Here is a 14,530-nt window from a genome sequence, read left to right on the forward strand (position 1 = left end):
GCTCCGTTCAGTTAGTATGTTCTCTCTATCCAAACACGCTCATTGGATTGTGTCCACTTTCTATACTATCTTCACTTACTGCGATTTATGAGCACTTTCCCTGGGTTATGATCACTTTTTGAGATTTATGAGAACTTTCCCCGGGTTATGATCACTTTCCGGCTGACAATGATATCACCACCGTAAACTATCCCACTAATTGTCACCAAACTTAAAGGGCTATCCCAGAAAGTCATAATTATGACCTTTCGGGACAGCCCTTATTTATTATTAATTACGAAGATCTACATAATATGTTAATTGAATGATTGTATCTTCTTTTAACTTATAAGCCATAACCAACATATACGTGCCTTTCTCTACTTGTGAAAAATCTAATGTAAACTGGTCCGAATTTGGCTTGAATTGATCCACATCTACAGTTACTATCTCATTGGTTTTTGTATTTCTTAGGCCTATTTGATAAGGATTTAGATATTGACCATCCAACCCTTCCACTAAGTTCTCAACAGTTAGCTGAGGGCCTTTTAAGCTTTTCACTGCCACTAGTTGAGGGTGTGCCATAATCGTCTTCAGTTTCTCCAGATTTTTCAGAGGTGAAAAATCTGTGATTTCATTTCCTGATACATCTAGAGAAACTAAGTTTCTTGCATATTGTAAGCCTTCAAGATTTTGGATTCTCGCATTAGGTGCTTCAAGAGTCGTGAGTGCATGCAGATCTCCTAGAGTGAGTTCCCCAGTAATCCCTAGTTTTTGCTGAATAACATTTCTAAGGTATTTATCAGGTACTGTAATGACTTGAGTTAAGTCTAGTTCCACTAGATCGGACTTCGCCTGCAGGAGAGCATCAAGGGCACGATCGATTTCTAGTTGAGTCACTTGTGTTTTAGCAAGAATCTCTTCTGCTTTTGCAATACTATTCAGGAGCACACTCATACTCTCAGTAGAAAACTTCTCATAATCGATAGCTTTCGACTCTTCAACTGCAGCTACTAAATCTTTCGTGTACACTCTTTCACCGTTCGCGAAATGGAGTTTAGCGTCACCCCATGTTGCATGGTCTGAACCATTTCCGTTCCCGCCATCAGTCACGACTAATTTGAGTTCTTTTGCACCAACTGTTTTTACTTCAATGAACTTCTGAGGATCTGTAGAATGCATCATCTCACTATCGAATTGTTTCACACCATCTACAAAAACTTGGAATGTGACGGATCCGATTGAGCCATGCATCTGTCGGTCTACCCCCACAAATGAAGTGAAATAATCGGCGTCTTTCTCCGTTAAATCATAAATGATTGTTGAGTTGGAGTGTGCACCAATCCCTTTTTCATAGGCTTGTACACTTCCGTCCTTCCCTGTTAATCGTAATGGTTGTTCACTGATTGCTTCGTCTTTTACAGGAGTTCTATAGCTATTTTGTGTAGACTTCCATTCGAAATCAGATAGATAGTTGAAGTCTTCCATATTTACTACGGATATGAATCGCTTCATAGATACTTCATTGCCATCACTATCTACCACAGTGTATGTGATTTCATATTTACCAGCTCGCTCAAAATTCACCTGATTTCTACCCGTCACTTTTACTTGAGCTGTTAAATCTCCATCTTCAGCATCGACAGCAGAATAAACTTCGCTTAAATCGATAGGTGTACCCACTTTAGTTGCTACCGAATTAGGTATTGTAAGCTGGGGCAGTCCATTCGAAATATAAAACTTAGCATCTGCAAAGTTTGCATGGTCGGATCCATTTCCATTACTAGAATCATTTGCAATGAGCGTTAATTCCTTAACGCCTTTCAATGGAACTCTTACCAATTTTGCTTCTGTATTATATTTCATAACCCCGCTATTATAGACTTCCTGACCATCCGCTAGTACTTTAAATGTCACACTTGAATTGTTATTTTCAGCGATGTTTCGATCTATACCAACGAGTGTCTCAAAGTAATCGTAGTTTTCATCTGCAAGATCATACACAATAGATGAATTTGCATGGGTTCCAATTCCTTTAGTAAATTCCTTTGTCGCACCATTGACTAGTATCCTTATCGGACCACCAGACGAAGCCTGATCTTTTTTCACCGTGCTCCACGCTGTTTGTGCGGATATCCACGGCGTATCACTTACGAATGTGGTATCGCTATATACATAGATTTCTTTCGTCTTCGTTACCTTATTTCCATCGCTATCAGTAACTGAAAAGGCTACATTGTACGTGCCTGTTTTACTAACAGTGAAATCGTTAGATGTTACTTTGACTGCGTCGATTAAATCCCCATCTTCTTTATCAAACGCCTCTACACCATCTAAAATTGTAAAGTCCTTGTTGTTCAGTTTAACGAACGTGAGATCTTCAGATACATTTAATGTAGGTTCACTAGAATCTTTCGTGAATTTTGCATCTGCCCAAACTGTATGGTCTGAGGAAATCCCATTGTCTTTCGCATCCGTTGTAATAAGTTTTACTTCTTTTGCACCTGTTACGGGAACTTTCACAAATTCATGCTCCGTACCCGATTTGAATACACGACTATCCAATTTCTTTTCTCCATCTACCCACACTTCAAACGTTGCGGAAGACCCCTGCCCTCTGACAGATTGGTCGATACCGATATAACTTTCAAAGAAGTTGAACCCTTTTCCAGCAATATCATACACAACTTCAGAATTAGCATGAATGGCTATTCCTTTAGGATACGTCGCATCACTACCTTGTCTTCGTAGTGTGATAAGCCCTCCAGAAATTGCTTTATCTTTTTGCAATGAACTCCAATCTGTTTGAACGGATTTAGCATTCATATCTGAGATATAGGCATAGTCACTTGTTACAGTAACCTTCGTCTTCTTTGATTCGATTAAATTCGCATTCTTCACTTCGTAAACAATTTCATAAGATCCTTTTTTCGTTACATCTACCATATTTGATTTAATCACTACATCTTTGGTAATGTTTTGACCGGAAAACGAAGTTGCGTTTACGTAATCCATTGGCTCAAACGCTTGATGTAATCTTAACGTAACTTGTTCTTCTACAGATAAGTTCGGTTGCTGTGAGTGAACTTCCACAGGTTTTAAAGGAGTTAACTTCCTGTCATACGCGACGATTTCATAAGTATAAGGAACACTCGTATCTACGTTTCTATCTATGAATGAAGTTCCTGTTGTATAGCCTACTACCTTGCCATTACGGAGGATTTCATATCCCATAGCAGCGCCCTTATTTGCTTCATCAATATCATAGGACAGGTTGATTTCTTTTTTATCTGGATTTGCAATTATTGAATGCGCAGTAACTTTTGCATCTTTTGAGAACCCATTACCTTCGTAATCTCGTCCTAAACTATGCATGTACTCTAACTTCACATCTGGTTTTGGTAAGTGTGCGACTTTCTCTTTCATCTTAGCGGTAGCTGTTACGTAACCCCAGTCTTCGAAAAATGCCGTTAGGTCCGTTTCGGTTGCTAAAGATAATCCCACAACTAATCGTTGCAAATTACTTCCTAATCCATTCATGACACCTTCAGGGTTTGTCCGAGCAATTCGGGAAGCCTTACCATAACTATCTTCGCCATAATAATATTGCACTTGCTCAAGTACCCCTAAGTAAGTCCAGAAACCATGTTGAACCGTTTCACCTGAAAACCTTTTGTACATGGAATTCCAATCTACACGGTCTTCTGTGCTGTTATTGAATTTCTTTCTCATAATTACTGAGTAGATGTTGTTCGTTATCTCAGTGTGTTCCATCGTGGAGTTATTAATGTTATGGCCCCATTCATGAAAATAAGCCCATCCATCATTTCCAGGTACACTAAATGGCTTCACGATTTGTTTAAAGAATCCATCATCTCTTCTAGGAGAATTCCCTCCGTTAAATCCTGTATATCCCCAATCCGACCAACCATAAGGCCCTTTGGTGAATACCCGTGATGTAAACTTTGCATTGAAATATTGGTTTCTTGGATCTGAATCATCCACGACAGCACCACTAATTTTTTGGTACTCGGTCCACATCATTTCCCATTCTTTCATCGTGTCTGATACGGTCTTCCCAGTTCCTTTTAATTCTTTAATTCCCTTTAGAGCGCCCGCAGCACTTGTAGAAATTGTATTATTTTCGGACACTAGTTCAGAGACGTTATACACAACATCATTCGGTTTTCCGTTTGCAAAGTCGTTGTCGTTCACACTGATTTTCTCTACATATTCTTCCAATTCTTTTTCATACGCTGCGGGATCTGTTATTCCATGATAGTAGACAGGGAATTTAGTTCCCCCAACTAGTCTTACTTTTGGAGCAAATGACTGTTCAGTTGGTAGCGCATTGTTTTCCACATATGCAACAGATGGCTTCATGTTATCGAATGCTGGAACGGTTATTCGATTCAATCCTTGTTTTAACGCATATCTTCTAATCCATCCATTTTTATCATCAGCTATTTGACCAAGAACTAGATTTGGCATGACGCCGTTTTCATCTGCTTCAACTGTAATTTGGATTGTCTCACCTGGCACTACGTATCTACCAAATGTATCTAGTGAGAACGAGGTTCTGGCAATTTGATGTTTGCTGGCTTCTGTACTTGAGTTCCCCCGCTGCGATGCAATCACGATTGATTCGTTAGAAACATGTACGTTGTTGAGTACGTCTTTTGCCATTGTTACGTATTGTTGTAACTGTTCTTTTAAAGGATGCTTCGCAACTTCTTTCTCCAATTGTTGAATTGCATCCATAGAAGCAAATTCCGGCTTTAACTCATTCATAAGACCATCTGTGAATAGATTGGCGACTTGCTCTTCTATCGGGTCCTGACTGTAGAAGGCTAGTTCCGATAACGTGGCCCAGTTTTGGTTAGATTTTTTAAATTTGAATTTTACGCGCTTAAATTCGGTTGGTGCAAATTTGACTTCAACTAATCCAGCAACCATATTATGCTGCCCTGTTGCTACAAGCTGATAGGTGTCTCCTTTGGATGTTTTGGAAGTATAAATTTCAACCTCTTCAGCAAACCCCTTTCGGTCAGAAGGTCTTGCCCCATACATAAGTCGATTTAACGTTACGCTATCTTTAAATTCGACTTCGACTTCGTTTGAAAAGTCATTGGTGTTACTTCTATTTGTTTCCCAGTACGTGTTAAGGTTGCCGTCAATTGCATTTTCAATAACGGCACTCGCATAATGCCCACCATTGTTGCGAATCCCTTTGATGTTTTGACGATCCATTCTAAAAAACTGAGAGTAGGCTTCATTTGAATAATGCAGGAATGGTTTAGTTACTGCTGTAGTAGATTCAATTTCCGCTTTGTTAATGAGAACTTTTGCATTCTCTATATCTTCTTTGAATTGAGGATAGAACGGATGCCCCTTTGCTTCAGCATCCAATCTCGTTAACGCATCCAGCGTTTTAAACTGATCACTAACTGAACTTAGCGATGCATCCGTGAATAGTGTTTCCATTTTGTCGGATACAGAATCTTCTTTGTAAAATTGAAACTCTGAAGCGCTTGCCCAGTCTTGGTTAGCTTTTGTGAATACAAATTTAACTCGCTTAAATTTCGTCGGGGCAAACTGGATTTCTACTACATCACCTGTTGAGCCGTTGTAACCTCCTGAAGAAACTAATGAGAAATCATTACCATCGGCTGATTGTGAACTATAGATTTCAAACTCTTGTGCAAAGCCTTTTCCTTTTGCACTGGATTGGCGCGCGGCATAGACAATTCTATTTAAGGTTGTGGATTCGTTAAGATCCACCACAACTTCGTTAGTAAATGAAGCACTATTCGGCTTATTTGTTTCCCAATGTGTCTTCAGTTCTCCGTCAATCGCATGATTAATAGGAGAGCCTGAGTAGTTCCCTCCATTGTTTGTGATCGATTTTATATTCGAGATAGGCATTTTGAATACTTCATCGTATGCAGGTAGACTCGCTTTTCCGTACAAGTCGAATTTTCGAACCGATGCAATACCGGTACTTTGGTTACTTTCTGCTACAGTAGGCATGACTAATCCTTCTTGCGGTTGTACATTTGCTAATACAGAAATTGGACTGCAGACTACGTTAAGAGCCAAGGCAGCTGCTGTTGCGAACGCAATCATCTTCATATACTTTTCCTCCTCATGAATATATTCCCTACTGAGCGCACAAAAAAAGCTACTCAAAAAGAGTAGCTTTGGATTATATAAAGTCAAAAAAACAAGTAGCAGTTAGTTAACTTTACTAAACAAAAAGTAGTGTGTACTCTTCGGCAACTGGCTGACATAGTGATACACCTTAGTCCCTATAGCTTTGCGTCCCTAAATTTCTTTAGGTTTGCCTATTCAGTTATTTTATAGTTTAAATACTATCATACCTTTGGTTCCACACCATGAACAAATAGCACTAGATTCAAGTTGCTTGTTTTCAGGTAATGTTGGAAGGGGGTTTTATATTAATATTGGTTTAACTTACATAAAAACCAAGTAACTTTCATTGAAAATTACTGAAAAACCAATTCCCGAGAGTTGCAAATTAGAAATACAATTCTAGAAAAGTAAAGTGTTAAAGTGAAATGTGTCTAAAGAAACTAAATAGGGGGTATAGAATTCATTGTTCAAGCAAACAGGAGGTAATTTACAATGAAGAATTACGATATTGAGGTATATGAAAACGAACAACAAGTGGTTGAAGTTGTTGAACGATTAAGAGAGAGAGGCTACAAAACCGAGGAAATTTCAGTGATTGCTAAAAATACAAAAAATCTGCCTGAATTCACACAGGAAGTAAAGCCGTCCACTAAAGATGGAGCCATCGCTGGGGCATTAACTGGTGGAACACTGGGGATAGCAGGCGTAATTGCAGGGATTTCGGCAGTAGTGGTTCCCGGACTTGGCGCCGTGTTAGCTGCTGGTCCTATTATTTCAACTATTGGCGGAGCAGTTGTAGGTGCTAGCTCGGGTGCTGGTGGATTAAAGCATGCACTTATGGAAATCGGAGTTCCTGATGAGGAATCCGAACGCTATTCAGAAGACGTTCAGGAAGGTAAGATCCTAGTATTTCTTCATCCCGAAAAGTGAAGACGAATTTACAATCTTATCTTTGTACCGCTCACAGTCAACACTTTTAAAAAGAAGGCAGCCAATTGAATGATTGGCTGCCTTCTTAATGTTTCAATTGATATATTCTGAAGTAACTTGGTGGCTATCCACGAGTTACACCGTGAATTTACCGATTTCACCTTTTAAATCTTCCGCTATATCGGATAGGTTCTTGGCAGCGGCAGCAACTTCTTCAACTGTAGCCGTTTGCTCTTCTGTCGTTGCTGCAATTTCTCCAGAGTGGCTTGCTAACTTTTCGTACAACGAGGAGATCTGCTCAATGGATTTCAGTAAATTCCCCATTACGTTCTCGACTTCTGTAGAAATCGTTGTCGCTTCAGTTGTCTGTTCTGAGACAGACTGGACTGCAAGTAAAATACTTCTAAAGGCTTCTCCCGACTCACTGACTAAGGCAGTTCCATTTTTCACTGCTTCATAACCATCTGTCATGCTGTCGACAGTTTGTGAAATATCTTGTTTGATTTCACTGATGAGCTGGCTAATGTGGTTAGCAGCACTACTCGATTCTACTGCGAGCTTCCGGACTTCATCCGCAACTACTGCAAACCCTTTACCTGCTTCCCCTGCACGGGCAGATTCAATCGCCGCATTCAGTGCCAACAGATTGGTCTGGTCAGCAATAGAGGTAATGAAGACTGAGAAGCTTTCAATCTTAGAAGACTTTTCGTGAAGTTCAATGACAGTTTCTTTAGACTGTCTGGTATAGCTATTGATTTGTTCCATATTCTTTTCAGTCTCTTGCACACGTGCATTTCCGTTTGTTGAAATCGAAACGGTATGCTGTACAAGCTCATTCACATTACTAATTTTCTCAGAAAGTCGATCTACTTCCTGATTAATCGTTCCAATATCCGAAACCGCATGTTGAACAGATTGTGTTTGGTTTTCTGTTTCATACGCCATTTCTTGGACGGAATCAGAAATTTGAACAGAAGCAATTTTCGTTTCATCCGCACTGGCAGTGAATTCGCTCGACATAGCTAGTAATTGGTCTGAAGAGTCAATGACTTTTTCGAAAGCTCCCCGTACCGATACGAGCATCTCTTCATACTGTTCAGCCAATACACCAAAGTCATCTTTTCGTGTAAGCAAGTTGTCTACATGCTCATTTTTAGTGAAATTCAATTTAGCAGTCTGATCAATAACATGACTGAACTCATGGATTGGCTTCGACACTCGGCGTCCAATAACGATGGATAATAAGACAGAAACAATTATTGAAACGACAACCATCACGATTGAAGTTATGTTATTAGCTTGCAATCTTTTGTTGTAATAGTTTGCATCATACGTTAAAGACAGTAAGCGTGATTGTCGAAATGCATTATCCTCACTCGCATCTAGATCGATTTGAGGAATCAATTTATGGGACAGACCTGATTCGCCACTCAGGTTATTGATGACTTTTTCTTTATTGTCACCAATTGCCTTTGTCCCTGCTTTCATCAGTGACTTAGGCAGGAGCGCAGCCTCTCCCTTATCATCTTTCTTATTCATCGAATAAGACGGTACACCATCGATGTCGATCGTATAGATACCGATATCTTTCACATACTCATGTTTCTTTTTTAAATCAGCCGTCACTTTTTCTAAGTCCATCGATTGAATCGAATCCGAAAACTGATCGGCGGTTGCTGCAATTTGAATCATATATTTTTTATCGGGCGTAGGTGTATAACTGAACTTATTCGTTGCTTTTGTAGCTGCACTGATTTCCAGACGATCCGCAACAAAAACACCTGCAACCATTCGCTGCTGCAAGAGATCTTTTAGCCCAAACTCTTTTAAATCAAGTCCTAAATCTGCTTCTCTTGTTGCATATTTGACGACAAATTGATCATTCATCATAAAGATATCAAACCCATCAAATCTCTTCTTGAATGATTCAAGATCCCAAGATTCAACATTCGGGTTCTTTTGGTATTCCTCTTGAAGGATCTTTGTATATGCTTCCATTTTTCCTGAAAGTGATTGTTCAATTATCGAATAGGCTACATCCGAACTTTCAATAACGCTCAGTAAATTTTCCTCAATCAGCTTTTCTGTTTGCTCTTTTTCAACCTCTAAGCTCTCTTGTGTTCGAATATAATTTAAAGAAACAATTGCAATGACAAGCACAGAGATTGAAATTACCAAGGTCAGTATTAAATTCCTTTGAAAAACTCCCATTTTTTTCATAGTTCTTTTCACCTCTTTAAGTATTAGTTCAAATGTATTATCGGTTTATTTCTTTAGATGTTTAACTATTCATTTCTTATAAATTTCAAGTGCACTCTCAGACCTGATGTGATCTCTTTTCATACAAAGACCCTTCGATTGATTGCTCAATCCAAGGGTTTTCACTCCAATCTCAACCTCAGCACTTAGAACTTCGCAAGTGTCTGAGTCAAACTAATCATGCGTCTAAATCTTCGTCTTTGAGCGCTAGTAAAATAGCGAATCCGATCCACACGGAAGTAATATCCATTGCGGTCTCTTTGCCATTCCAAATTTGTGATTGCCACATAGCAAACCACTCGCTTCCAATAACGACGAAGCCAAAGAACCAAATTGCAAATCCAAGAATGAATGCATAGTAGCCAAATGCCTTAGACTGATTGAATTTCCGTCCAGGAGACTTAATATTTTTCAACATATGATAAACACCGATGAAAGCAAGTACACTAAAAATTCCTTCAGCGATAATTAATCCCCAATAAGCAATGGTGTGTACGGTCGTATTTTCAAACGCACGCCACATCAATGAGTTCCCTTCAAACGTTGTGTCCATAGAAAGTACGTGGTGGACAAATTCATAATTTGAATTATAATCCATCAAGTTTCCTGCAAATACAAAAAATCCAAAAAGTCCTGCGAGTAATAAGGTAACCGTCTTCAATAATCTCAATGCAATCGTATTCATATAATGCCACTTCCTTTTCTTTTTTCCCTTTCAAATATGAGGTCGATCCGTCGCTCACTCAGAGATAATCCTGAAAGATTCATGAGCTGCCCATAATCTTCAGCAAGTGAAATCCCCTCGCGCCCGTGATGCACTTCAATGCTCTCTATATGATACTCAACCATCACTATCGTCCTCTCCATATATCCAGGTCATAACTTCTAAATTAAACTACTCCTATCCATTACTTTAGTCAATAACTTATTCTAGAGAGTTTAGGTAATAAGTTTATTAATAGGTATTCATATTAATTATAAAGTCCGTTTAATTCTATATTCTTTTTTATAGATATATAAGCTTATAATCCACTGGAGAACTAAGAAAAAGAACGTACTCCCCTACTCTTAATAGAATTTCAACTCCTATTTATCACCTACAAGTTATGCACAAAAAACATCCACTCTGAATGTTTTTCAGACTCCGGGCTAACTCCAGAAATTTTTGTGTTAACCAACAGTCATTTTTCTTTAACAATGGAATATAACTTGAAAAAGTTGATTGTCGCTAAGAGCGTATCCATTTAGCGGACTCGCTTCTCTCTCCGTGTTCATAGCTCCCACTTCTTCCTGAAAACAGTATCATTAAAAACACAAAAGGACTGGAAATCGAATTGATTTTCAGTCCTTTTGTCAGCAATTTTAAGCACCTGTTAGTACTAATTTATATACACTTTAAAAGTCCTCTTTTAAGCTAAATTTTTACCAAATAGGTCTTGAAAACGAAGAATATTCACCTTCGTTTTCTTTAAATATTATTTTTAATAAATCTCCTTTGAGCACTTGCATTCGTTCACTACCTATTTTTGCACTCCAACGTCCCTCAATCTCCGTTAATATCTTCTCTTTCGCTTTCACAACTAACCAACCTCGTTCAGTCAAAACAATAATCTTCCCTCTTTTATCAGTGGGATGAGTTTGACGCATTACATAACCACTTTTCTCGAGAAAATCCACCATTTTACTGACAGCCTGCTTAGTAATTCCTAAGTACTCAGATATTTCTATACCTGTGGCTCCATTAGGAATGATGCATTTAAACATGAAACCATGTGCAGGTCTTATATCATCAAATCCCAATTCGCTTAATTTTTCATGTAGTTCATTGATTGTAGAGTTATAGGATAATGATAAAAGTGATGTAAGATCTAAATCACTAAATACTTGATCATTCATGCAGTAAACCTCCTCTGAACAAAGTCAACCAGGTTGACTTTGTTTTGGTTTCATTGTACTCTACATAATATGGTCAATCAAGTTGACTATGATACAAAACAGAAACATGTTTCCACAAAATGTAAATAAATTATCGGGATTATCATGGCTAACATTCGTATGCGAAAGAAATACGATTTGTTTTCTCAAGATTTTATTCCCCAAAATAAAATTAGAATTGCAGAGGTGTTTTTGATGACTAGTATCGTTAAAATCAGAGCAAGCGTGTTTATTCCAGTGTCTTGGACTGAACCTAAGAAGGACATTGAAACAGGGAAAGTAATCCAATTCGAAGGCGACTCTCGTGAATTCACACCATATGCAGTGAACACAATGCGTTCCAGAGTTGAACAAGAAGTCGTTGTAGATTTTTATAAGAAAGAAATTTTCTTATATGCGAACACTGGTATTACAACTGAAAAAGTTACTAATCCAGATAATTCTATTGACTTCAGGAAAGGGAAAGCAAGCACAGAAGGTATTATTTGTACGAATATCATATGGAGTTCTGATGATGTTCAATTTCAAATGAGTGCAAGTGCTAGCAACCCATTAAATGTATATGCTCCTCCTGTTGACTACCTATTAACTGTACAAGTAAATAAAGATGGTAGTGCCGAGATTCAAGGAGAACATGATGGATTTCCTTGTTATGAATTCTATAAACAAGTTAATTTTGGTCCTTTTGAACAAATTCATACTCATGATCCTAGGAAAACTGGTGATACACCAGCAGCTATGGCTGGTAAGATGGAGTATAGTTTCAAAAAGACATTATAAACTGGAATACTTGAGTTAAGAGGATATAAATTAGAAGTATTATGTGGGATTGGTTCCTGCCAAGAGAGTACGAAAATTAGTTGTTTCCTATGTTGTATGAGTTTTGTACAAGCATAGGATTTTTTTTGCGTTCTTTTCAGTTTCAGATATTATGCGATGGTGGGAATAATGATGGCTAAAAAATCAGTTAGTACAAATATAAGCGTTGCCTGCGCACTACATTAATCGGATCAATTCTTAATTGAACCATGCACAGGCAACACTTTTAAGTTCAGTCTAATACATTAAGGTAGGATAGAGATACTTTCAAATTCGCGTTACGCACACGGATTTCGTTCAGCAAGTCCTGATCTTTTGTATCCGTTTTACTTCGAATCGCAAATGTATAGAGAATCATCGTTCCCAAGTTTGTAGTTTCCACTTGTCGGAGTTGGTAGGATTCGGTCCTCTCACTCAAGATATCGTCAAACAAGCTTTCGTGATTCAGGTTTTCAGGTACAGTGACTTTAAGGATTTGTGTATCTTTTCCTTTGCCATAGTCCACTTTGTACAGAATGTAGAATATGAGACTCGCGAATACCGTCAACGCAATGGCCAGTGGGAACTGAAATAGTCCAGCAGTCATCCCGACACATAGACCGAAAAAGATGTATGCAATATCTTTTGCATTCGTCACAGCACTTCTGAAACGGATGAGGGAGAATACGGCGAACAGACCAAATGCTACCCCGGCATTTCCGCTCACTACATTCATAACAACTGACACGACAACACTCATCATAATAATCGTATGGACGAAAGCTTGAGAATACCGCTCCCCTGTAAATGTAATTTGGTACACTTTCGTGATTATTAAACTTAAGATAGCAGCAAGTGCCATCGCAGAAATACTCATCCACATGTTCGGCACGACTCCTCCCAATCCATTAGATGTAAACAATTTCGTGATCTGATCCATTTTCTATTCCTCCTGTTAGTGGCTTTTCCAATTCTTTCGGTTCAAAATATCCTGCTTGTGGTAATACATTTCCACTCAGCAGTTCCATACTCGTACAAAACTTTGAAGCACTGCGCTGCTCACATTGCAGTTCCTGCAAAATACGTGCGAGCCAAAGCGGTACACTATGATCTACTTTCACTTCTAGCACAACGAGATCAGGGTCAATGAAATGCTCTCCATATGGACCGTTTTCGATATGCAGATCTGATTTCCGACAACGTAAGTCAAAATCGAATGTGATGCGCAGTTCTGAATCGTGGATGCCGTGCAAAGCATGACGGCTATAGGAGACGACCATTTCAGGAGATAACCGATAGAATTTACGGAAATAATCTATTTCCTTCATGACCTGTGAATTGGACGTTTCGTAGTTATCCAAACCTGATTGCCCATCTTCCTCTAAATACCGATACGCTTCCTTTAGTGGCAATAGCATCCGTCTTTTATTGACGACTTTCTTATGTTTTTGCTTTACTTCGAAGAAGGCAGTGCTATTGAGATTTGCATCATCGTATACACGTAACCTCAGTTTCTGTCGGTACTTAAGCTTGTTCTTTGTTTCAAAATAAATGCCTTTCTCCGCATTATCGAAGTACAGGCTAGTGACTGAGTATTTACCGTCGATACCATTTTTATCGTTACGCATCTCAAGTCCAATCCGTTGTACAATCTCCTCGTATTGTCGGTGAGTGATCAAGTACTTTTGCTCTTTCCGACTGAAGATTTCAATCGCCATTTGTATCTGCTCCTTTTTGCTGTCACTCTATGAGTTACATACTAAAAGACCAACCTTAAACAAACCTTAAAACAATTTAGCCACAACAAAAAAAGAGATCACGTAGATGTGATCTCTCAGGCTGTAGACAAACTCCAGAAATCATGGATTGCCTACAGTCTTTTTCTTTTACAATAGAATTAACTATGAAAAGTTGATTTTCGCTGCGAGCGGACGCTTTACGAGGGGCTTGCTCTCAGCCAATCGGACGACGAAGAGTTCGATTTGCCGTGTTTTAGCGAACTTTGCTGAAATTAAGGCAGCACTTATCTCCCTCGCTTTGCTCAGTCCAGGGTCTTCGAAAACACGTGCTCCTAACGCTTCGCTTTTACTCGCAAAAGCTGTTCTTCGTCACAGCTTTCGCTGATCCCTCCGGAGTCTCCGCTCTCCACTACAATCAACAGCATCTCCCAACAATCAAATGGGGCAAAGGAAATGATGATGAAGAATCAAATCAAAGAACGGGAACAGATGAAGATGCTTACAATCTAACAGTTAGTTCCGCTAGACCATCGGGTCCGTAAATTAGAAGTAGCAATTGATTTTCCTTTCATTTATCAATTGGTTGTAAATTTATATTCACTACTCGGGAGACCATGCATAGAGCTTTTCGTTTTCTATTATATGTAATTTATTTAATCCCTTAAATCCTCTTAGGGTTGTCTATCGCATACCATGCTTCTACTTGGCATCGGCAAAAACGCGTTCAACGGTCTCTT

At 38.8% G+C, this 14,530-nt stretch carries 9 protein-coding genes and 1 riboswitch; of the genes, 2 read left to right on the plus strand and 7 right to left on the minus strand.

The window, feature by feature from the left end; genetic code table 11:
• Positions 1–270 precede the first annotated feature (270 nt).
• Entirely contained in the window at positions 271–6,111 is a 5,841-nt protein-coding gene (locus ACR65F_RS11910) for an NPCBM/NEW2 domain-containing protein (RefSeq protein ID WP_440504518.1), read from the minus strand.
• Between the two features lie 139 nt (positions 6,112–6,250).
• Positions 6,251–6,334, minus strand: a riboswitch (cyclic di-GMP riboswitch).
• A gap of 290 nt (positions 6,335–6,624) precedes the next feature.
• Between ACR65F_RS11910 and ACR65F_RS11915 the strand changes: the two genes are divergently transcribed.
• Complete coding sequence (locus tag ACR65F_RS11915) at positions 6,625–7,062, plus strand: general stress protein (RefSeq protein ID WP_440504519.1); 438 nt, start codon at positions 6,625–6,627, stop codon at positions 7,060–7,062.
• A gap of 135 nt (positions 7,063–7,197) precedes the next feature.
• On the opposite strand, the gene ACR65F_RS11920 is transcribed toward ACR65F_RS11915, so the two are convergent.
• The 4 genes from ACR65F_RS11920 to ACR65F_RS11935 form a co-directional block, all read right to left on the minus strand.
• Positions 7,198–9,282: a methyl-accepting chemotaxis protein gene (locus ACR65F_RS11920; RefSeq protein WP_440504520.1), complete on the minus strand. Its 2,085-nt coding sequence runs from the start codon at positions 9,280–9,282 to the stop codon at positions 7,198–7,200.
• Between the two features lie 217 nt (positions 9,283–9,499).
• Entirely contained in the window at positions 9,500–10,006 is a 507-nt protein-coding gene (locus ACR65F_RS11925; protein WP_440504521.1) for a DUF2165 family protein, read from the minus strand.
• Positions 10,003–10,170, minus strand: a complete 168-nt coding sequence (locus ACR65F_RS11930; protein WP_440504522.1) for a hypothetical protein — start codon at positions 10,168–10,170, stop codon at positions 10,003–10,005. Before ACR65F_RS11930 ends, ACR65F_RS11925 begins: the two co-directional genes overlap by 4 nt.
• 573 nt (positions 10,171–10,743) lie before the next feature.
• Positions 10,744–11,217 (minus strand): MarR family winged helix-turn-helix transcriptional regulator, encoded by a 474-nt coding sequence (locus ACR65F_RS11935; protein WP_440504523.1) that lies wholly within the window; start codon positions 11,215–11,217, stop codon positions 10,744–10,746.
• Between the two features lie 234 nt (positions 11,218–11,451).
• On the opposite strand from ACR65F_RS11935, the gene ACR65F_RS11940 reads away from it, so the two are divergent.
• A complete protein-coding gene (locus tag ACR65F_RS11940; protein ID WP_440504601.1) occupies positions 11,452–12,036 on the plus strand; it encodes a DUF3238 domain-containing protein in 585 nt (194 codons plus the stop codon).
• A 271-nt stretch (positions 12,037–12,307) separates the two neighbouring features.
• On the opposite strand, the gene ACR65F_RS11945 is transcribed toward ACR65F_RS11940, so the two are convergent.
• Together ACR65F_RS11945 and ACR65F_RS11950 are read right to left on the minus strand one after the other, a co-directional pair.
• The gene (locus ACR65F_RS11945) at positions 12,308–12,994 is read right to left on the minus strand and encodes a DUF4956 domain-containing protein (RefSeq protein ID WP_440504524.1); all 687 of its coding nucleotides are present in this window, start codon (positions 12,992–12,994) and stop codon (positions 12,308–12,310) included.
• Positions 12,963–13,772 carry a polyphosphate polymerase domain-containing protein gene (locus ACR65F_RS11950; protein ID WP_440504525.1) on the minus strand — a complete coding sequence of 270 codons (810 nt, stop codon included), beginning with the start codon at positions 13,770–13,772 and terminating at the stop codon, positions 12,963–12,965. The genes ACR65F_RS11945 and ACR65F_RS11950 overlap by 32 nt, the downstream gene beginning before the upstream one ends.
• Positions 13,773–14,530: the final 758 nt, after the last annotated feature.

Source organism: Sporosarcina sp. SAFN-010 (genome assembly GCF_059415065.1).